Consider the following 20409-nt stretch of genomic DNA (forward strand, 5'->3'; position numbering starts at 1 on the left):
TCCCGGTCCGGGTGCGGCTTGCCCGCGTGGATGATGTCGGGGAACTTGATCGCGTCCTGGATGAAGAACACCGGGATGTTGTTCCCCACCAGGTCGAAGGTGCCTTCCTCGGTGTAGAACTTCGTGGCGAAGCCGCGCGTGTCGCGCACCGTGTCGGCGGACCCGCGCGAGCCGAGGACGGTGGAGAACCGTACGAATACGGGCGTCTCGACGTCCTTGCCGAGGAAGGCCGCCTTCGACACCTCGCCGGCCGTTCCGTAGCCGACGAAGACGCCGTGCGCGGCGGCGCCCCGTGCGTGGACGACCCGTTCGGGGATCCGCTCGTGGTCGAAGTGCGTGATCTTCTCGCGCAGGTGGTGGTCCTGGAGGAGGACCGGCCCGCGGGGCCCTGCCTTGAGCGAGTGGTCGGTGTCGGGCAGCCGCGCCCCCTGCGCCGTGGTCAGGTACGCGCCGCCCTGAGCCATGGCCGCCTGCTCGGCCCCCGTGGCCTGCCCGGTCGGGCTCACCGTGGCGGGACCGTCCTGGTCGGTCTTCGGGGGAAGGGGCGCAGCCGGCTCCGTCGGCTCGGCGAAGGGCGCCGGTACGGGGCCCGGCCGGCCCGGCAGTCCGTCCCGCGCGGCCGGGTCCGACGCCTGCGGTGCCTCGGGTGCCTGCTTCTTCGTCACGATCGTTCTCCTTGCGGTCGCCGGGGTGGTGCGAATGAGGTACGGCCGGTCAGCTCGCCGGGTAGCCGGCGGCCTTGAGCCGCCGGGCCAGGTGGGCGGTGTTGGCGGCGAGGGTGGCCGTCGTGCCGGCGGTCTTCTCGGGTGTCTTGTCGAGGTCCTGGTAGTCGGTGCCCTGCATGGCCTCGCCGACCCAGTAGGTCACGGCGTTCGGGGCCAGGGAGAAGCCGACGTCGTTCAGCCCCTGGAACAGGTCGGCGCTGACCTTGTGCGCGCCGTCCTCGTTGCCGACGACACAGACCGCGGCGACCTTGCCGTAGGTCAGCATGCGGCCCTCGTCGTCGCTCTCGCCGAGTTCGGCGTCGAGGCGTTCCAGTACCCGCTGGGCGATGCTGGACGGGTGGCCGAGCCAGATCGGCGTCGACAGGACCAGGATGTCGGAGCCGAGGATGGTGTCCCGGATCTCCGGCCAGGCGTCCCCGTCGCCCATGTCGGTCTGCACGCCGGGTTTCACGTCGTGGTCGGCGACGCGGATGGTCCGTCCCGTGACGCCGTGCTCGGCGAGTGCTGCCATCGTCTGCTCCGCCAGCAGGTGCGAGCTGGACGCGGCGGGGGAGGGATTCAGGGAGCAGACGAGGGCGACAGCACGGAGCGGAGTGTTCTTGTTGGGGTCCATGGTGCCCGGCTACCCCCGCCCCCCGCTTTGATGTCGCAAGTAGTGCGATAGATCCCTTCTGATCCGGTGCCGCTTCGTGGGCCGCCTGTGACGGGCGGCACGCACACCGGCGGGATATCCGGGCATGCGAGACCCATGGAATGCGTGGTGTACGAGGAACTGTCCGGGCGGTCGGAGACCGTCGAGTGCGGCCTTGACGAGGAGGCCTGCCGGCTGGTGCTGAAGCGGCTGCGGGAACTGCAGGGCGGCGAGTTCGGCTGGGTGCGGCTGGTGGATCCGGCCGAGGGGGAGCTGGAGGAGCTGGCGGACCTGCTGGGCCTGCACCGCCTGGCGGTCGAGGACGCGCTCCAGGCGGGCCAGCGGCCGAAGCGGGAGCGCTTCGGCGACGTGCAGGCCGTCGCGCTCAAGACCCTCTGGTACGTCGAGCAGGAAAGGGCCGTGGAGACGGGCGAGTTGATGCTGTTCGTCGGTCCCCGCTACGTCCTCACCGTCCGGCACGGCACTGTGGACCCCACGGCCGAGGCGGCCCGCAGGCTGGCCGCCGACGCGTCCATGCCGCGGTTCGGCCCGCTGGCGGTGCTGCACGCCGTACTCGACGTCGTCGTCGACGCCTACGGCGACGCGGCCGCAACGGTGCGCGCCGAGCTCGAACGGCTTGAGGACCGGGTCTTCTCCGCCTCGCGGGTCGACCACACCGAGGACATCTACTCCCTCAAGCGCGAGGTCCGCGAGTTCCGGGACGCCGTCCAGCCGCTGGTCCCGGTCCTGACCGGCTTGCTGAGCGGCGTCGGCGACCAGGATCGCGCCTCGAAGGTCGAGCCGTACTTCCGCGACGTGGCCGATCACCTCCAGCGCACCGAGACCGAGGTGCGGACCCTCGACGAGCTGCTCAACGCGGTGCTCGGCGCCCAGCAGGCGCGCGTCGGGACCTGGCAGAACGACGACATGCGGCGCATCTCCGCCTGGGCGGCCATCTTCGCCGTCCCCACCATGGTCGCCGGCGTGTACGGGATGAACTTCGAGCACATGCCGGAGCTGGGCTGGACGTTCGGCTACCCGCTCGCCGTCGGCCTCATGGCCACGGCGTCGGGCCTCCTCCACCGCGCCTTCCGGCGCAACGGCTGGCTCTGAGCGCCGCCGGCACCGGCCCGGTTTGCCGGCGCCGAGCGGACATGACCGGCGTCTCGCGGGACAGCCGCACGGTATGAGAACTCCACCGAACCAGAGCCACGGCACCCACGGCAGCGACGACGGCGAGCGCGCGGGGGACCGCACCGGCGGCCGTGAGCGGGCCGGCACCGAGCAGGGGACCTCCGCCGGCCCGAGCACGCAGGTCGAGGAACGCGCGCCGGACGGGCCCACCGGGCTCCCCGCACGCTCCTGGAAGGCGGTACTGCGCGGCACGGCCCGGGAGTTCGGCAACGACGAACTGGCCGACCGGGCCGCGGCGCTGACGTACTACGGCGTCCTGGCCGTCTTCCCCGCGATCCTCGTCCTGGTGTCGATGCTGGGCCTGGCCGGCGAGGCCACGGCCGGGCGGGTCCTCGACAACCTGCAGCAGCTCGCACCCGGATCCGCCCGGGACGTCCTGCGGGACGCGGTGGAGCAGCTGCAGGGCCGCAGCGGTGTCGGATCGTTGATGGCCGTGGTCGGCCTCGTCGTGGCGCTGTGGTCCGCATCCGGCTACGTGGCCGCGTTCATCCGCTCCGCGAACGCCGTCTACGACGTGCCCGAGGGCCGCCCCGTGTGGACGGTGCTGCCGCTGCGCCTGGCGCTCACCGTCGCGCTGATGCTCCTCGCCTGCGCCGGCGCGCTGATCGTGGTCTTCACCGGCCGCCTGGCCCGGCAGGCGGGCGACGCGCTGGGGATCGGCGACATCGGACTGACGATCTGGTCGACCGCGAAATGGCCGGCCCTGGTCCTGCTGGTCACGATCATGATCGCGCTGCTGTACTGGGCCGCGCCCAACGCCAAGGGCCGCGGATGGAAGTGGGTGACGCCGGGCAGCGTGCTGGCCCTGCTGATCTGGATGGCAGCCTCGGCCGGCTTCGCCTTCTACGTCGCCAACTTCGGCTCCTACAACAAGACGTACGGCACGGTCGCGGGTGTGGTCGTCTTCCTGGTCTGGCTGTGGCTCACCAACCTCGCCATCCTCCTCGGACTGGAGTTCGATGCCGAACTGGCCCGGCAGCGTGCCGTGGCCGGTGGGATGCCGGCGGGCGAAGAACCGTACGTCCGCCCGCGTGACACCCGCGCGTGGAACGCACAGGACCGGCGCCGCATGAACCGCTGATCGGGCGCCCGACGGGTGGCGTTCCGTTTCCCGGGTAGGCGCGCGCCGACAGAGGCGTGTGCATCGTGAAGGGGAGGTTTCGCATGAGCACGATAGAGAGGCAGACCCACACCGGCGACGAGTCCGTGAGCGTACTGGTCTCACGGGCTTCCCGGCAGATATCGGAGCTGGTCCGCGAGGAGATGCAACTGGCGCGGGCCGAGATGACCGAGAAGGGCAAACGCTTCGGCAAGGGCGGCGGACTCTTCGGCGCGGCCGGCCTGCTGGGCTTCCTGGCCGCCCAGGCCCTGACGGCGACCTGCATCGTCGCCCTCGCGCTCGTCCTGCCGTGGTGGGCGGCCGCCCTGATCGTCGCGGTGGTACTCGCGCTCGCCGCCGCGGTGATCGCCCTGGCCGGGAAGAAGCAGGTGGCCAGGGCCGGCTCCCCGGTCCCGGCGCAGACCATCGACAGCGTGAAGGCCGATCTGGCCGAGATGAAGGAGAAGGCGCACCGATGAACGGCGAACCCAGCCTTGCGGCTCACCAGCTCGCGGCCGAGGGGCAGGGGTCCCTGTTCCTCATCCTCGCCGGAGTGGCGGTGGCGCTCCTCCTGATCGGGGCGTTCTGGTACGGCAGCCGGCGCGCCGCGCGGCGCCGGGCCCCCGCCCGGCCGGCGGAGCAGAACCCCGTCGCGCGGGCGCGCGAGGACTCCTGGCAGACGCCGGACGCGGACGCCGATGCCGGGGGCCGCCCCCGGGCGTGAACCGGGGCCGAGTCCTCGCACCCCGCCGGCACCGCCCGTGGTCAGTGGTGCGCGGTCCGGCGGCCGAGCCAGTGGCCCAGGCGGCTGCGGGGAGTTCCGGCCGCCCCGGACCGGGCACCGTCCGCGCCCATGTCGTCGCGCGGGCCGTCGGCAGCGTCGCCGCGGTCGTCGGTGACGGGCTCGCGACGGGCCGCGCCGCGGTCCCGCCGGGCCCGTGCGGAGCGGCGGGCCGACCGGCGGGCGCCGGCCATGACCAGGGCCAGACCCAGCAGTCCCACGGCCCCCACGATGATCCCGGTCAGGAAGAGCGAGCCGGTCGAGCCGGTGGCGTGGTAGCCGAAGAGCGAGAAGTCCCCACCGCTGGTCAGCTGGTGCCCGGCACCGGTATTGCCGAACACCCCTGCCACCCCGACGACGACCGCCGCGAGCAGAATGACGAGTCCGAGTATGAGGATCATGGGTCGCTCCTTGCCTCCGAGCCCCGGCGCGCCGCCGGGCACGGCTGGCACCTACCCGGGTTGCGCGCCTTGACCCAGAGGGTCGCCCCTGCTGTTCGTCGCAGTCCGTAGTGGAAAAAGTGCGGAGTGTAATCCCCTGTGTCATTGTGAGGGACGGGAATCCTCGGAATCCCCGCGCACGCAGGGCCCGGCCGGCGCCTGTACTCACCCCGGCCGGGCCCTGTCACGTGCCCCGTACGGCTGCGTGAAAGAGCGCGGACGCGCAGAGAAGGGGAATATGGAGGTACCCGCACACGGACATGTGCGCTGCGTGAGGCCGGACCGGCCTCCCGCACGTCGGGGGCACTGCGTGCTGCGGTCGGACAGAGGACTCGGGGCAGTCGAAGCCGCGGCCTTCGGCCCGGCGGAAAAGGGCACCCATGACGGAGCGCCTCCACAGATCGGGTCTGGTCGGCGAACTCTTCGCCGAATTCGCCGGCACGATGATCCTTATCCTCTTCGGTTGTGGTGTGGTGGCCCAAGTGGTCGCCGGCGGAGCCCTCACGGACCCCGCGGGCGGACTCGGCAACCACGACAGCATCGCCTGGGCCTGGGGTCTCGGCGTCACCCTGGGCGTGTACGTCGCGGCGAGGCTGAGCGGTGCTCACCTCAACCCCGCGGTGACCGTCGCGCTGGCCGCCTTCAAGGGCTTCCCGTGGAGCAGGGTCGCCCCTTACGCGCTGGCCCAGCTGGCCGGCGCCTTCGTGGCCGCCCTGCTCGTCCGGTGGAACTACACCGAGGCCCTGGCGAAAGCGGACCCCGGCCACACCATCAAGACGCAGGGCGTCTTCTCCACGCTGCCGGCCAACGGCAACACCAACCTCCCGGTGACCGAATGGGGCGCCCTGCGCGACCAGATCATCGGCACCGCCCTCCTGCTGTTCCTGATCTTCGCCGTCACGGACCTGCTGAGCACGCCCCCCGGCGCCAACCTCGCGCCCTTCATCGTGGGCCTGATCGTCGTGGCGATCGGCATGGCGTGGGGCACCAACGCCGGTTACGCGATCAACCCGGCCCGTGACCTCGGCCCCCGCCTGGCGAGCTTCTTCACGGGCTACGGCGGGGCGTGGCGAGATCAGTACGGGAACCTCTACTTCTGGGTCCCGATCGTCGGTCCCCTCATCGGCGGTGTGCTCGGCGCGGCCGCCTACAAGTTCCTCATCGGCCGGTTCCTGCCGACCGCCGAACCGGAGCCTCCCGGCCGCGTCCCGGCACCGGACGAGGGCTGACCGCACCCGGGGCGCACGCGCCATCGCCCGTCCGCCCCGGCAGGCCCCGGGCCCGTGGACCCCTCCCGGCTCCACGGGCCCGACCGGGCGACAGCCCGCACACACGGCATCCTCAAGAGAAGGCGGCACCCCATGGCTGACTTCGTCGGCGCAGTGGACCAGGGGACCACGAGCACCCGTTTCATGATCTTCGACCATGCCGGCAACGAGGTGGCGAGGCACCAGCTGGAGCACTCCCAGATCCTCCCGCGCTCGGGATGGGTCGAACACGACCCGGTGGAGATCTGGGAACGCACCAACTCGGTGATCCAGAACGCCCTCCGGCACGGCAACCTCGAGGCCTCCGACCTGGCGGCCGTCGGTATCACCAACCAGCGCGAGACGACCGTCGTCTGGGACCCGCGCACCGGGCGCCCGTACTACAACGCGATCGTCTGGCAGGACACCCGTACGGACTCCATCGCAGCGGCCCTGGAACGCGGAGGCCAGGGTGACGTCATCCGCCGCAAGGCCGGCCTGCCCCCGGCCACCTATTTCTCCGGCGGCAAGATCCAGTGGATCCTGGAGAACGTCGACGGGGTGCGGGAGGCGGCCGAGCAGGGCCACGCCCTCTTCGGCAACACCGACTGCTGGGTGCTGTGGAACCTCACCGGCGGCCCCGACGGCGGCGTCCACGCCACCGACGTCACCAACGCCAGCCGCACCATGCTCATGGACCTGGAGACCCTCGACTGGGACGACGAGCTGCTCGGGTTCTTCAACATCCCCCGGTCCATGCTCCCCACCATCAACCCCTCCTCCCACCCGGAGGCGTACGGACGCACCCGCACCTCCCGGCCGCTGCGCGAGGCCATCCCCATCACGGGTGTGCTCGGCGACCAGCAGGCGGCCACTGTCGGCCAGGTCTGCTTCGCCCCCGGCGAGGCCAAGAACACGTACGGCACCGGCAACTTCCTGGTCCTCAACACCGGTACGGAACTGGTCCGTTCGCAGCACGGGCTGCTGACCACCGTGGCCTACCAGTTCGGCGACAGCCCCGCGATCTACGCCCTCGAAGGGTCCATCGCGGTCACCGGCTCCGCGGTGCAGTGGCTGCGCGACCAGCTCAAGATCATCACCGATGCGGGGGAGAGCGAGCGGCTGGCCCGAACGGTCGAGGACAGTGGAGGCATCTACTTCGTCCCCGCCTTCTCCGGCCTGTTCGCGCCGTACTGGCGCTCCGACGCCCGCGGAGCGATCGTCGGCCTCGCCCGCTACCACGACAACGGCCACCTGGCACGGGCCACTCTGGAGGCCATCTGCTACCAGAGCCGCGACGTTGTGGAGGCCATGGAGCAGGACTCCGGCGTCCACCTCGACGTGCTCAAGGTCGACGGCGGTGTCACCGCCAACGACCTGTGCATGCAGACGCAGTCCGACGTCCTCGGGGTGCCGGTCAGCCGTCCCGTCGTCGCCGAGACCACGGCGCTCGGCGCGGCGTACGCGGCCGGCCTCGCCACCGGCTTCTGGCGGGACACGGACGAACTGCGCACCCACTGGCAGGAGTCCAAGCGCTGGGACCCGCAGTGGTCCGAGGAACGGCGCACCGAGGGCTACGAGGGCTGGAAGCGGGCGGTGGAGCGCACGCTCGACTGGGCCAAGGTCGAATAGCCGCCTCCCCCCCTCGCGCCCGCGCCGCGCCCCCTCCGCAGTGCGGGGGCGCGGCACGGCGGGGCTACGAGGCGGACGCCCGCGCCGACTGCGCCGAACGGGCTCGGACCGGCCGACACCGCCGCGGCCGACCGCTCGGCGCGCTCTGCGGCGGCGAGCCGTCGCGGCTCGGTCGGCATGCGGGCCGGCCGCCGCTCCGGGGGGGCGTCCGGAGCCGCGGACCGGCCGCGGACGCAGAGCGGTGCGGGGGATGCGGGAGGAGGGAAGGTCACAGGCGCGGACCCTTATGGACCTGTTGCTCCGTATGTCACCCTGGCCGTGAACCGGGTCACCCACCTGCCGATCGACCCGGGCGACCGAGCCCCCCGGATGCGCCCATGCCCCTGCCGTTCCCGTCCCGAGCCGTCCCCGTCGTACTGGCCGGGACCGTCACCGCCCTGCTGGCGGCCTGCGGGCCTTCGGCCGCCGCGGGCCCCGCGGCGGCCGGACCGGCGGCCACGGCCCCGTCACCGGCGGCCGCGGCCCAGGCCGTACCCGCGGCCACGCCGCCGCCGTCCCCCCTCGACGTCCGCACCCAGAATCGACCCTGTCCATACCCTCGGCCGGGATCTCCGGGCTTCGCGTGCTGCCGTACGAGGGCACCACGGACGACGTGCCCGGCACCCGCATCCAGGACCGCGGCGTCGCGGCCAGCCCGTACGGCAAGGGCGGCGGAGTCGGCCCCGGCCAGGTGGGGAACTTCCTGGTCACCGCACACCGGCTGTCGGCGGGCGGCCCGCTGCGGGACCTGCCCGCCGCCGACACCGGAGACACGGTCCTCGTGACCGCGGGCGGGGTCGAGTACACCTACGAGATCGTCGCGACCCGCAAGACGTCCTTCCGCTCGGCTCGCTCCCTGGCGGAACAGCGTGCGCCGGTACCCGGCTCGCCCGGCACGGCCCCCACCCGGGCCATGATCACGATCTCCACCTGCGCCACCCCGGAGGACCACGCCGCGGGCAACTTCTGGAGCGACCCCCAGGGCAACCCCGAACACCGCATCGACAAGATAGGCGTCCTCCGCACCGCCCGAACCCTCTGAGCCCTGCCGCGGGGATCGCCGACCTGTGGATATGTCCTCAGCGCGCACGATGAGAGAGGCGAGCCGCGCCGCCTGCGACGCGGGCCGGGCCGGGGCCCGAGGACGACCGGGCCAGGGGGTGTTGCGAAGGTCCTGTGCGGTGCCCGCGGTGTTCGGTGCGTGCTCTCGGCGTGTCCGGGCGAAGGCCCTCGTACCGGGCGTACTCGGGGCTTCGGCCGGTGCGGCGAGCGTGCGTGCCGGGCGCCGTGGGCGCCGTGCGGGACCTTCGCAACACCTGCTACGTCCCCTGAGCGGCGTCGGGGGAGGTGGCCTGCCGGGAGGCGGTGCCGTGGATGCGGGCCAGGACGAGGACCGTGTCGTCCGTGGCCTCGGCGGGGAGGAGGTTGGCGATGATCCGGTCCGCGGCCTCCTCCAGCGGGCCCGTCACCGTACGGAGCTCTTCCCGCAGGGCGTCCAGGCCGGCATCGATGTCCCGGCCGCGGGCCTCGACGAGGCCGTCGGTGTACAGGGCCAGCACCGAGCCCTCCGGCAGGTCGACCGCCGACGAGCGGAAGGGGACGCCGCCCACCCCGAGCGGAACGCCCAGCCCGTCGCCCACCGTCTCGACCGTGCCGTCGGGGAGGCGGACCAGGGGCGGCGGGTGGCCGGCGTTCGCGATCCGGGCGCGGCCGGTGTGCGGGTCGTGGACCAGGTAGAGGCAGGTGGCCAGCTGGATGCCGGCCTCCTGGGCGCAGGTGTCCAGTTCGGCGAGCAGCGCCTCGGGGGTACCGGTGTGGGCGGCCAGGGCCTTGGCCGTGATGCGCAGCCGGCCCATCGAGGCGGCGGCCGGTACCCCGTGCCCCATGACGTCGCCCACGACGAGCGCGACCCGGTCGCCCGGCAGCCTGATCACGTCGTACCAGTCGCCCCCCACCTCGGTGACCCGGCTGCCCGGGAGATAGCGGTGGGCGACGCTCACGTGGGCGGTGGACGCCACGGCGCTGGGCAGGAGGGCGCGCTGCAGGGTCAGCGCGATGTCCTGGACCCGCTCGTAGAGCCGTGCGTTGTCCAGGCAGAGGGCGGCGCGGGACGCCAGCTCGCCGGCGAGGGTGACGTCCTGGTCGGTGAAGGGCGTGCGGGACGCGGCCCGGCCGAACATCGCGATGCCGAGGACCGTGCCCCGTGCGACGAGCGGCGCGATGACGATCCCGCCCAGACCGCTGTCGAGCAGCAGGCGGGCGCGGTCCTGGTGGGCGGCGGTGCGGGTGGCGAAGGCCTCGTCGACGAGGACGTGGAGCGGCCGGCCCGTGCTCAGCATGTCGTGGATGCCGGAACCTGGCGGGTACGTGACCTGTTCCAGGCCCTCGACCAGCTCGGTCGCGGGCGGCGGGAGGACCGTGCCGGAGGCGATCCGGCGCGTGGTCAGGGGCAGCCGGGGGTCGAACGGCGTGTCCTCGTACATCCACTCGACCATCTCCACCACGGCGCCGTCGCAGAAGTCGGGCATGACGGCGTCGATCAGTTCGCGGGCCGTGACGTCGAGGTCCAGGGTGGTGCCGACCTGCGCCGATGCCCGGTCCAGGAGGTCCAGCCGCTGCCGGGCCGCTGTGGCTTCGAGCAGCGCCTGCTCCCGGTCGGTCACGTCGACGAGCAGGCCGCCGATCCCCGGCAGGGTGTCCCCGGCCCCGGTCAGCGGGAAGAAGCTCACGGACCGGACCTGGTCGAGGTCGGGCTTGCCGGGGGTGCGCAGTCCCACCAGTGCGCCGACGAGCGGCCGTCCCTTCTCGGCCACGGCGCGCAGCATGCGCTCGTACTCGCCCCCGTCGGACGTGACCATGACGTCGGTCATGTGCCGCCCCAAGTGCTCCCGTACGGGCAGCCCGTCCATGTCGGCCAGCACCTGGTTGAGGTGGACGTAGCGCAGCTCCTCGTCGAGCATCACGAGGCCGATCGGGCAGGTCTCGAAGAGCGCGTCGAGGAAGACGAGGTTGGTCTTGACGCGGTCCAGCTCGTCGCCCCGCGAGGCGAGGCCCATGACGACGCCGTCCCCTGCGGGCCCGGTCACGGGGAACACCCGGAACCCGCAGTCGAAGACCCCCGCGTCGCGGTGCCGGGCCGGCATCCGGACCCGCCAGTAGCCGAGGCTGCGGCCGCGTTCCACCAACTGGGCGGCCCCGTCGGGGGTTCCCGGCGCCGGGTCGGGGAAGAGCACCGAGGCGGGCCGGGACAGGATCTCCTCCGGCTCGTAGCCGAACAGATGGCGCGCGCCGGGGCCCCAATAGCGGACCCGTCCCTCGTCGTCCAGGCCGAAGACGGCCACGGGGACGTGTTCCAGCAGCGACCCCGGCTCGGAGCGGATCGGACCCGCGGCGTCGGCGTCCGCGCCCCCGGGCCGGTCCGATGCCATCAGAGTCCCCCTTCGTCGAGGTCTCACCTCATTGTGCCCGTCCTGCGGGAGCCTGACCCGACGGCGGTCCGGTGCGCTCCGGCGGGCGCGCGGCAGGCGTCCCGGGGGTGCGCGGGCAGCGGTGGGCGTGATGTCCGGCGGTGGCGTACCGAACGGTAATTTCAGCCAAATATTGCCATGCACCTGACAGGATCCTGACACTTCGAGGCCGCTGTGGGACGCTCCCGGCACCGCACTCCGCACCCCCTGAGAGGCCCCGCGCCTCGCCCACCCCCACCCGCACGTGGCATGGAGGAGCGACCCATGAGGCACGCCACGCCCATCTCCCGCACCAGCCCCGTCCCCAGCACTGATCCCCTGCTGATTCCCAGCCCCACGCCCACGCCCGCCACCCACCGCGTCTCCCGCACCGCACGCCTCGCCCGCACCGCCGGGATCGCGGCACTCGTCGTCGCGGCAGGGTTGGCCGGTACCGGCACCGCCGCCGCGCACGGCTCCCTCGCCCCCGCCGCCGAGCAGAAGGTCGACGGCGTGATGGTGGTCGCCGGCAACAGCTGCAGCTGGACGAACGGCAGCACCAGCGCCGCCGCCCCGAGCGCCCTCACCGTCGACCGCGCCACGATCAACGCGCCCGGAGGCAACCTCGCCTGCGGCGGCGGCATCACCGCCACCCTCAACAACAACCCCGCCTTCACGTTCGACGACGCGGCCGGCACCGCCCGGACCGATCTGATCGACATCACCGGCCGCCAGAGCTTCATCTCCTGCCGCTACAAGGCCACGAGCATCGTGTGGGACCGCGACGGCACGACCCGCAAGTACATCAACCGCGCCTTCACCGCCACCAAGTCCTCGGGCAGCTTCCTGTGCCCGGGCTCCGTCACCACCCCGGCCGGAGACGCGTCCATGCTGTTCCGCTGACCCGAACCACCCCGCCGACCCGAACCGCCCCACGCCCGTCCGCCTCCCGGTCCGCACCGGGAGGCGGCACGGGGCGTCACACGCCCGGCCCGCGATGCCCTCCGCTGACGGGTCCGTGATGCCCAGCGTCGAGTGGGGTTCCAGCGCTGCCCCGCCCACGCTCGTCGCGTCGAGGTCAACCAGACTGTCACTCCCGTCCGACCCTTGTGCGTCCCACCGTCACGGGCACACCGCAAAGGGGTCCGTCGGCGTCCATTCGGACGCGCCGCCGGGGCCGACCGCCCGCACCTGGAAGCACGCATGGGCCGGTCCCACTTGGTTGAAGCTGTAGAGGTAGTTCGTCGTGTTCGCCGGCAGAGGTTTCGCGTTGCTTCTGATGGCGGTGTTGCGGATCTCGTAACTGGTTTCATCGGTGGCATTGTCGGTCCACCGCACATCGACCTTCCTTCCTTGGAGCCGGGTGGCGGTGAGGTTGGAAGGGGCGGCCGGACGCCCCGCGTCGTGCGTCACCCGGTATTTCACGAAGGTGAAATCGTACGAGCCCACCTCATGGGTGTACGCTCCGAACTGCACGTTTCCGGACGCACCCGGAGCCAATGTCCTTGAACTTGTTCGCGTCTCTTCCAGATCCTCATTGCTGCAGTTGGACTCCTCGTACAGGCGTAGTCGCGTCGTTGCGACGACAGATTCAGAGCGAGTCAGGCGCAATTGGATGCGGACCTCACCGCGGGTTTCCCCACCAGCGCACACTGTGAACAGTCGCGAAGTACTCGGTGAAGCGTGGGACAGGCGGAAGGTTCCGCTGATATCGCGGCTCCTCTTTTTCTGGCTTTGCCCGAAACCGCCGCCATCGACTGCCGTCAGAGCGCCGGTCACGGTCACCGTGTGAAGGCCGGCTGCCGCAGCAGGCTCCGATGTGGACATCAGCGCAAGAGGCGCCAGAAGTACGGCAACTGCGGCAAAATTTCCGAGTTTCATTCAGGGACCTCGCGATTCGGCGCCAAGGCACCCCCGAGATCGGCCAGGACTGGCCGTGCAGCCTCAGGATCTCACCGTGAAAATTCTCGCGCATCTCAGTGGACGTGAACTGAAGTACGGGAGCCGTAGCAATAGTTGAACGGTCCAACCGACGGGCAGCGGGGCTGACGCCACGGCGGCATCACCACCGCCGGGGTACTCGGAGGCCAAGTCGGAGCCCGCCGCGGCGGAGTGCAATCCTCTGCGAGCTGCAATCGCTTGCGTCGATCGTGGACGTACACGGACAGGCCTCCGGTCGTGGTCGATCTTGCGTCTGGGCGGGTGCGCCTGAGGCCGCCGGTACGACGTGGGGTGGGTCGCTTACGCGCTCGGTGGTGTCGTGCGCAGGCCTTCGAGGAGGGCGGCGAGGTAGCGGTGAACGGTGTCGACCCGGTCGGCGGGGACGCTGCCGCGGACGCTCACGGCGTGCGCGATGCCGCACATGAGCGGGACGAGGTCGGCGGCGGCGAGGTCGGGGCGGACCACTTCGGCATCGCGGGCCCGGGCGAGGAGGGTGGCGCCGGCCGACGTCAGTGACTTCTTGAGTTCTGTGGTGCACGGCACGGCGTCCGTGGCCGCAGCGGCGACGGGAGGCAGGGCGGCGTCGGTGACCTGCGCCTCGACAGTGTGGAAGAGAAAGCCTGTCAGGCTGCGCCAGGGGTCGGGATCGGTCAGCGCCTGCCGGCCGTGGGCGGCCAGGGTCTCCAGGCATGGGGCAGCGACGGTCTCCAGCAGCGCCTCGGGCGTGGCGAAGTGACGGTAGACGGTGCCGACGCCGAGACCGGCCCGGCGTGCGACATCGTTGAGCTGCAGCGGTGTGCCCTCGTCGACCAGGGCGCGGGCGACGGAGAGTCCGGAACTCCTTCGGCTCCTGCCCTGCGGCGGAGGGCCGTGGCCTCCGGACGACGCCCTCGGAGGGGCTACGAGCTGAGTTCCCCGGCTACGGCCGGTGGCACGTGCGCCTTCAGCGCGCCGGGTACGAGGCGTGGGGGCCGGGTCCGGGCGGCTGCGGGCCGTGGTTCATGCTGCCGCGGTGCGGAACGCGCTGGGGCTGAGGCCCCTGTGGCGTTTGAAGGCGGTACTGAAGCCGAAGGCATCGGCGTAGCCGACCGTCTTGGCGATCTGGGCGATGCTGAGGTCGGTGTCGGCGAGGAGTGTCTCGGCGTCGTCCATGCGGCACTCGGTGAGGTAGGCCAGGGGCGGACGGCCCATCAGCTCGGTGAAGCGCCGGGCGAACAGGGCCCGGGAGACGCCGGCTTGAGCGGCCAGCGACGCGACCGTCCAGCTGTCGGCGGGCCGCCCGTGGAAGGCGTGCAGGGCGGGAGCGAGCACCGGATCGGCAAGGCCGCGGTACCAGCCGGGCGCGTCGGCGCCCGCCCGGTCGAACCAGGTGCGCAGCGTGCAGACCAGAGCCCAGTCCAGGAGCCGGTCCATCAGTGCCTGCGAACCGGCGGACAACCGGGCGGCGTCCGCGGCGGAGTTCTCCAGCCAGGCGCAGACCTCGGCGTCCTCCGCGATGACCAGGACGGGCGGCAGGGCGCGCAGGAGCCGTTCGTGCCGGTGCCCCGAGGCGCGGTAGGCGCCCACGATCAGCGCCGTCGCTCCCTCCGGGCCGGTGCCCCAGTGGATGCCGTCCAGTTCCTCGCCGGTGCACGCGGCGTCCGCGGTGAAGCAGTTGATCTCGTACGCGGTGTGGGGGCGCTGCACGGTGGCAGGCTCGTCCGCGAGGCGGAACCGCGCGGGACCCCGGACGACGGCCGTGTCACCCGCGCCGATCGTCCGCTCGGTGCCGTCGGACAGCAGCAGCGTGCCGCCCCCGCGCAGCACGCTGACCATGGTGAGCGGAGCGGCGTCGGCGAAGGTGATGCTCCAGGGTGCCGTCAGGACGGCGTGGCTGACGACCGAGCCCTCGGCCCGGATGCCGCTCAGCAGCGAACTCAGAGGATCCACGGCGCAAGCGTAGACGATCTCCTATGTGCGGGAGAGTTCCGGCCATGGATCATCCACGGCGCCGCGGTTGTACTGGACCCACCGCACCGATCGAGCCTTCGGGAGACACCGTGCCGCAGCACAGCAGTGACACCAGGACAGCCCTCGTGGTCGTCGCGCACCACCGCAGCGATTCCCTCACCGCCCACACCGCCCGCCGCGCGGCTGCCCGGTTGGAGGCCGCCGGATACCGCATCGACCTGCTCGACCTGCATGCCGAGGGATTCGACCCGCGGATGAACGTGGAGGACCAGCCGGACTGGGGCGACCGGGAGAAGGCGTACTCGGACGAGACGCACGCCCACATGCGGCGGATCCTCGATGCCGAGGTCGTCGTCGCCGTCTTCCCGGTGTATTGGCAGAGCGTGCCCGCCGTCCTCAAGGGATGGATCGACCGCGTATGGAACTACGGGTTCGCCTACGGCCGCAGCAAGCCCCGCCTGGCGGGCAAGCGCATGCTGTGGCTGGCCCTGGCCGGCGCCACCGCCGACGACCCCGTCGCGGAGTCGATGCAGTCCGTCCTGGAGGCGAACCTGAGCGACGGGATCGCCTACTACTGTGGCTTCTCCCGCTCCACGGTGGGCCTGCTCCTGGACGCGGAGGAGCGACCGCAGCGCATCGACGCCGAGGGGAACCTGCTGGTCGGCGCACCGGTTGCGGGCGCCGAACGGGAGGCGCAGTACGGCGATTTCGACCGTCGGGCACGGAAGTTCGTGGAGGAGTTCCTCGCGGAGGAACCCGTCGCGGTCTGACGGCCCCGGATACGGCGAGCCGGCCGAGCCCTCGCGCCGTCGCACCTCAGGGTCGGTGGTGCCGGTCCCGTAGGGGGTGCGGGGTGCTCGCCGGTACTTGAGTCGGACCACGAAGCCCTCCCCCGGCAGGAGGGGGTGCGGTCTCTTCGCAGCGGAGACTTGAGGCGGTCCGAGAGCACGATCCACACGAGGGGGCGCCACGGTGCTGCGAGCTGGGCGAACGACATCCATCCTGACGGTCGGAGCGGCGACGGCCGTGTTGGCGGCGCTCACGCCGGCCACCGCGTTCGCGGCCCAGGAGACGGCCCAGCAGCCGCCCGAGGGGTTCGGGCGGCAGCACCTGCGGTGGGAGCGCTGCGCCGAGGACCAGCCGGCGTCGCTGGAGTGCACGACGGTGAAGGTGCCGCTGGACTACGGCGATCCGCACGGGCGGAGCATCGGGATAGCGGTGTCGCGGGTGAAGGCGGGCAGCGCGGCGAAGCGGCGCGGTGTGCTGCTGATGAACCCCGGCGGTCCGGGCGGTACGGGGCTGACCACGCCGGCCCAGGTGGCGCCGCTGCTGGCGGCGGAGGTGCGTGAGCGCTTCGACCTGGTCGGCTTCGACCCGCGCGGCGTCGGACGCAGCGCGCCGGTCACCTGCGGTCTGACAGCGGACGAGCAGGCCCTCGACCACCCCTACTCCGCACGGACCTTCGAGCAGGACGCGGCCCGGGCCCGGAGTGTGGCGGACAAGTGCTGGGCCAAGGCCGGGGACCTGCTGCCGCACATCACCACCCGGAACACGGCACGGGACATGGACGTGGTCCGCGCCGCCATGGGGGAGCGGAGGATCTCCTACTTGGGGCACTCGTACGGTACGTACCTGGGGGCGGTCTACACCCAGATGTTCCCCCGGCGGACGGACCGCTTCGTGCTCGACAGCGCGCTCGACCCGGCGTTGGTCTGGCGGGGCGTGCTGCGCGGGTCGAGCGAGGCGGCCGAACTCGCCTTCACCCGCTGGACGCAGTGGGCCGCGGCCCGCGATGCGGCGTACGGGCTGGGCGCGACCCCGCAGGCGGTACGCGCGGCGTTCTGGGAGCTGGTCGCGCACGCCGACCGCACGCCGATCGTGCTGGAGGGCCGGCCGTTCGACGGTGACGCGATCAGGGCGCAGTACCGGGCCTTCGTCCAGGTCGAGGCCGTCACGCGGTTCATCGTCGCACTCCGGGCCGCTGCGGCCGGCGCCGCAGCCCCGGCCGGGGCGAGTACGGCCGTGGCGGCCGAGGCGGCGGCCGAAGCGACGGACGGGGACAACGCGGTGTCGGTCGCCTGGGCCGTTCTGTGCGGCGAGGGCCGGAGCTGGCCGCGCGATCCCGAGCAGTACCGCCGTGACGCCGTCCGGGACCGCGCCGCCCGCCCCCTGGCGGGCGACTTCGGCGCCAACGTCCAGCCCTGTGCGTTCTGGAAGTCCGCTCCCCGTGAGGCGGCCACGGTGGTGGACAACGGCGTCGACGCGCTGATCGTGCAGAACGAGTGGGACCCGCAGACGCCGATCGCGATGGCGCAGGGCCTGCGGCGGGCCCTGCACGGCGCCCGGATGGTCACGGTCGCCGGGGGTGAGGGCCACGGCGTGCTGGGGACCGGCCGCCCGTCCTGTGCCGACGCCGACGTCACCCGCTACCTGACGACGGGCCGGCTCCCCGCGAAGGACCGCACCTGCAGCTGACGGGCCGCCGACGCCTGAGGCATGCCGCCCCGCCCCTCCCCATCGACAGCCCTTCGCCGGCACGTACGTGCCCAAGGGGCGCTTGCAGCAGACGCTTTCACCGGCAGAAGTAGATGCAGGCCTACTTCTGCCGGTGGAACTGCATGGTCCGCTTCCGTCCCCACCTGTTGGCTGGGAGCGGATCGATGACCGTCTTCACCCTGGGGAACGACATGTTTGCACTGACGCCCGTCCGGCCCGTCCGGCCCCGTCCCCGACGGAGCCGGACGGGCCGGACCGTTACGGTACCGCCGCGGACCCCGGGATCAACCCGACCGTGCGGGCCAGGACCCGAGCGAGACGCTCATGGCCGACAATGCCGGGATGACCCGACCCAGAATCCGTGTCGCCGCATACGTGATCCGGCAGCGCGCCGTGCCGGAACTGCTCGTGTTCGACCACCTCGGCATACCGGAGGCCGGCACCCAGATCCCCGCGGGCGGAGTCGCTTCGGGCGAAGGGCCGGAAGAAGCGGTCCTGCGCGAGGTCGCCGAGGAGACCGGTCTGCTGACCGCCACGGCGGTCCGGCGGATCACCGTGGAGGACAAACCCCACCCGGACACCGGCCGACCCCGACGAACCAGCTTCTTCCTCCTCCGGGCACCGGCAGACACCCCCGACGCGTGGGACCACCACGTCCACGGCGACGGAGGCGACGCCGGCCTCACCTTCTCCTGCCGGTTCGTGCCCCTTCCCCTGGGGCAGCCGCTGGCCGACGACCAAGACGCATGGCTGGGCCTCATCGATCCGTGCTGGACCACCGCGACCGGCGACGGCCAGTGATCGGAAACCGACCCCGACGGCCGACGCCGCTTCCGCCGCGGCCGCACCCGTCGTCATCGGCGCAAGCCGGAGAGCACGGCCGCTGTGTGCCGACAGGGCCGCCGCCCAGCCCGCCGATCCTCAGACGACTTCGGTGGCGAAGAGCTCCAGGTGCGAGCAGTGCGGGCAGCGGTACGCCTCGATGCGGCGCCGGGGCCGGCCCATCCGCTTGGCACCCCCGAACAGGCCGCGTTCCAGCGGCCCGGCGATCCAGCGGGCGTACCCCCGGGCCCCCTCGCCCGCGTCCTCGACGAAACCCGGCTCCAGCCCGACGCCACCGCAGTGCGTGCATCTGATCGCATCCACCGGGTGAGTGTAAGCACCAATACCCCCGCGCCCGCACCCCCCCGGGGCCCTGCCGACGGGCTGTACGGTACGGCGACCGGGCCCGGGCAGCGGCAGGCGGCGGGCGGTCACCCACCTGGGCGGCCACTGGAGGGGTCCGGACGGGCGCGGAGGGAGAGGCTTCCCATGCAGAGACTTCACGCGGTGGTGGCCGGCGCCGGCATCGGCGGTCTCACGGCCGCCCTCGCCCTGCACCGGCGCGGCTGGCACGTCACCGTCTGCGAACGCGCACCCGAGCCGCCCACCACCGGTGCCGGTATCGGACTCGCCCCCAACGCGCTTCGCGCCCTCGACGCGATCGGCGTCGACGCCGCCCGGGCCGCAGGCAGCGCCGTACCCGCGACCATGGGCGTACGCCGCGCCGACGGCCGGTGGCTCACGCGCGCCGAGACCTCGTACATGGCGGCCCGCTACGGCACGCCCCCGATCGCCGTACCGCGCCCGGCCTTCACCGCGGCCCTGGCCGCCGCCCTGCCGGCGGAGGCCCTGCGATACGGCACCACCGTGACCGGCGTGGACGACGCCACCGGCCGCCCGACCGTCCGCACGGCCGAAGGACCGGCCCTGCAGGCCGACCTGGTCGTCGCCGCGGACGGCATCCACAGCCCGCTGCGCCGCGCCCACTTCCCCGCCCACCCCGGCCTGCACTACCTCGGGGAGACCGCCTGGCGCACCCTGGTCGACGCCCCCGACCTGCGGATACCGTCCATGAGCGAGACGTGGGGGAGGGGGACGCGGTTCGGCGTGACACCGCTCGCCGACGGCCGGTACTACCTCTACGCCACCGCGACCGCCCCGGCCGGTACCCGCTCGGCCGACCCGCGCGCCGAACTCCGCCACCGTTTCGGCGCATGGCACGACCCGATTCCGGCCCTGTTGGACCGCGTCGACAGGTTCGACCCGGCCGACGTCCTGCAGAACGACCTCTACGACCTGGCCGCACCGCTGCCCCGCCTCCACCACGGCCGGATCGCCTGGCTCGGCGACGCCGCCCACGCGATGGCCCCCAACCTCGGCCAGGGCGGCTGCCAGGCCATCGAGGACGCCGTGGTCCTCGCACACCTCCTGCCGTCCGGCGGCGCCGCCGACCCCGGCGGGGGCACTGCGGCCGTCCCGGCCGCCCTCGCCGCGTACACCACGGCCCGCCGCGAGCGCACCGACGCCGTCCGTCGCCGTGCCCGCCGCGTCGGCCGCCTGGGCGCCCTCCGCCACCCGCTCGCCGCGGCCGCCCGCGACCTGGCGGTCCGCGCCACCCCCGCCCGCCTGGCCCTGCGGGGCATGGACGACCTGTTCAACGGCTTCCGCCTCCCCACACCCTGACGGCGCAGCGGCCGCAGGTCCGGCCAGGGCGACGTTCAGCCGCAAGGCCGTCGCGGGGGTGCCGTGCGGCCGGAGCGCAGCCGGAGCCGGGACGCCACGGAGGACGGCCTCGGGGCCGTTGGGCGCGTGGGTCCGGGCAGCACGCACCGGTATCGCGCGTGTGTACGCACCGCGTGCGCCGTAGTGGTGAGGGCCGTGCCCGGACGCGTGGCGTGCACACGCCTCCCGGGCAGGAGGACGATGAGATGGCGGGAAGCGTAGGCCCGCAGCCTGCACCGGCCGG

19 protein-coding genes and 1 pseudogene are annotated in these 20409 nt (G+C 72.7%); 12 read left to right on the plus strand and 8 right to left on the minus strand.

All coding sequences use genetic code 11. The annotated features are described in order from the left end of the window. Positions 1–665, minus strand: a 665-nt coding sequence (locus IF89_RS0130930; protein WP_030775055.1) for a catalase, incomplete at its 3' end; no start/stop codon positions are given. Between the two features lie 49 nt (positions 666–714). Beyond that, positions 715–1338, minus strand: coding sequence for a flavodoxin family protein (locus tag IF89_RS0130935; RefSeq protein WP_030775057.1), 624 nt, complete (start codon positions 1336–1338; stop codon positions 715–717). A gap of 147 nt (positions 1339–1485) precedes the next feature. Between IF89_RS0130935 and IF89_RS0130940 the strand changes: the two genes are divergently transcribed. The 4 genes from IF89_RS0130940 (at position 1486) to IF89_RS0130955 (ending at position 4373) form a co-directional block, all read left to right on the plus strand. Continuing rightward, entirely contained in the window at positions 1486–2469 is a 984-nt protein-coding gene (locus tag IF89_RS0130940; RefSeq protein WP_234327929.1) for a magnesium and cobalt transport protein CorA, read from the plus strand. Between the two features lie 73 nt (positions 2470–2542). Then, on the plus strand, positions 2543–3631 hold the full coding sequence (locus IF89_RS0130945; protein WP_051807860.1) for a YihY/virulence factor BrkB family protein: 1089 nt from the start codon (positions 2543–2545) through the stop codon (positions 3629–3631). A gap of 83 nt (positions 3632–3714) precedes the next feature. Beyond that, a complete protein-coding gene (locus tag IF89_RS0130950) occupies positions 3715–4128 on the plus strand; it encodes a phage holin family protein (protein WP_030775063.1) in 414 nt (137 codons plus the stop codon). Next, on the plus strand, positions 4125–4373 hold the full coding sequence (locus IF89_RS0130955; RefSeq protein WP_030775065.1) for a DUF6479 family protein: 249 nt from the start codon (positions 4125–4127) through the stop codon (positions 4371–4373). Before IF89_RS0130950 ends, IF89_RS0130955 begins: the two co-directional genes overlap by 4 nt. Before the next feature lie 41 nt (positions 4374–4414). Here IF89_RS0130955 and IF89_RS0130960 read toward each other — a convergent pair whose 3' ends face one another. Next, a complete protein-coding gene (locus IF89_RS0130960; RefSeq protein ID WP_051807867.1) occupies positions 4415–4831 on the minus strand; it encodes a hypothetical protein in 417 nt (138 codons plus the stop codon). A gap of 419 nt (positions 4832–5250) precedes the next feature. Here IF89_RS0130960 and IF89_RS0130965 point away from each other — a divergent pair, with 419 nt between their 5' ends. The 3 genes and pseudogenes from IF89_RS0130965 (at position 5251) to IF89_RS38465 (ending at position 8830) form a co-directional block, all read left to right on the plus strand. Next, a complete protein-coding gene (locus IF89_RS0130965; RefSeq protein ID WP_030775068.1) occupies positions 5251–6099 on the plus strand; it encodes an MIP/aquaporin family protein in 849 nt (282 codons plus the stop codon). Between the two features lie 132 nt (positions 6100–6231). Next, a complete protein-coding gene (glpK, locus tag IF89_RS0130970) occupies positions 6232–7749 on the plus strand; it encodes a glycerol kinase GlpK (protein WP_030775070.1) in 1518 nt (505 codons plus the stop codon). 377 nt (positions 7750–8126) lie between these two features. Beyond that, a pseudogene (locus IF89_RS38465) lies at positions 8127–8830 on the plus strand (sortase domain-bontaining protein). Between the two features lie 277 nt (positions 8831–9107). Here the strand turns inward: IF89_RS38465 and IF89_RS0130980 are convergent. After that, positions 9108–11216 carry a SpoIIE family protein phosphatase gene (locus IF89_RS0130980; RefSeq protein WP_051807869.1) on the minus strand — a complete coding sequence of 703 codons (2109 nt, stop codon included), beginning with the start codon at positions 11214–11216 and terminating at the stop codon, positions 9108–9110. A 303-nt stretch (positions 11217–11519) separates the two neighbouring features. On the opposite strand from IF89_RS0130980, the gene IF89_RS49140 reads away from it, so the two are divergent. Next, positions 11520–12137, plus strand: a complete 618-nt coding sequence (locus IF89_RS49140) for a hypothetical protein (RefSeq protein ID WP_267882114.1) — start codon at positions 11520–11522, stop codon at positions 12135–12137. A 219-nt stretch (positions 12138–12356) separates the two neighbouring features. On the opposite strand, the gene IF89_RS46185 is transcribed toward IF89_RS49140, so the two are convergent. The 3 genes from IF89_RS46185 to IF89_RS0131000 all read right to left on the minus strand — a co-directional run bounded on the left by IF89_RS46185 (position 12357) and on the right by IF89_RS0131000 (position 15104). Further along, the gene (locus tag IF89_RS46185) at positions 12357–13115 is read right to left on the minus strand and encodes a fibronectin type III domain-containing protein (protein WP_158717944.1); all 759 of its coding nucleotides are present in this window, start codon (positions 13113–13115) and stop codon (positions 12357–12359) included. A 360-nt stretch (positions 13116–13475) separates the two neighbouring features. Further along, a complete protein-coding gene (locus tag IF89_RS0130995; protein WP_051807871.1) occupies positions 13476–13988 on the minus strand; it encodes a TetR/AcrR family transcriptional regulator in 513 nt (170 codons plus the stop codon). 186 nt (positions 13989–14174) lie between these two features. Then, entirely contained in the window at positions 14175–15104 is a 930-nt protein-coding gene (locus tag IF89_RS0131000; protein ID WP_030775080.1) for an AraC family transcriptional regulator, read from the minus strand. Between the two features lie 110 nt (positions 15105–15214). Between IF89_RS0131000 and IF89_RS0131005 the strand changes: the two genes are divergently transcribed. The 3 genes from IF89_RS0131005 (at position 15215) to IF89_RS0131015 (ending at position 18422) form a co-directional block, all read left to right on the plus strand. Then, positions 15215–15895 carry an NAD(P)H oxidoreductase gene (locus tag IF89_RS0131005; protein ID WP_030775082.1) on the plus strand — a complete coding sequence of 227 codons (681 nt, stop codon included), beginning with the start codon at positions 15215–15217 and terminating at the stop codon, positions 15893–15895. A 256-nt stretch (positions 15896–16151) separates the two neighbouring features. Further along, entirely contained in the window at positions 16152–17600 is a 1449-nt protein-coding gene (locus IF89_RS0131010; RefSeq protein ID WP_234327930.1) for an alpha/beta hydrolase, read from the plus strand. 363 nt (positions 17601–17963) lie between these two features. Then, the gene (locus IF89_RS0131015) at positions 17964–18422 is read left to right on the plus strand and encodes an NUDIX hydrolase (protein ID WP_030775085.1); all 459 of its coding nucleotides are present in this window, start codon (positions 17964–17966) and stop codon (positions 18420–18422) included. 120 nt (positions 18423–18542) lie between these two features. On the opposite strand, the gene IF89_RS0131020 is transcribed toward IF89_RS0131015, so the two are convergent. Beyond that, positions 18543–18767 (minus strand): hypothetical protein, encoded by a 225-nt coding sequence (locus IF89_RS0131020; RefSeq protein WP_030775087.1) that lies wholly within the window; start codon positions 18765–18767, stop codon positions 18543–18545. A gap of 165 nt (positions 18768–18932) precedes the next feature. On the opposite strand from IF89_RS0131020, the gene IF89_RS0131025 reads away from it, so the two are divergent. Then, the gene (locus IF89_RS0131025) at positions 18933–20126 is read left to right on the plus strand and encodes an FAD-dependent oxidoreductase (protein WP_030775089.1); all 1194 of its coding nucleotides are present in this window, start codon (positions 18933–18935) and stop codon (positions 20124–20126) included. Positions 20127–20409 lie beyond the last annotated feature (283 nt).

The organism is Streptomyces sp. NRRL F-2664, from assembly GCF_000719345.1.
Classification (GTDB): domain Bacteria; phylum Actinomycetota; class Actinomycetes; order Streptomycetales; family Streptomycetaceae; genus Streptomyces.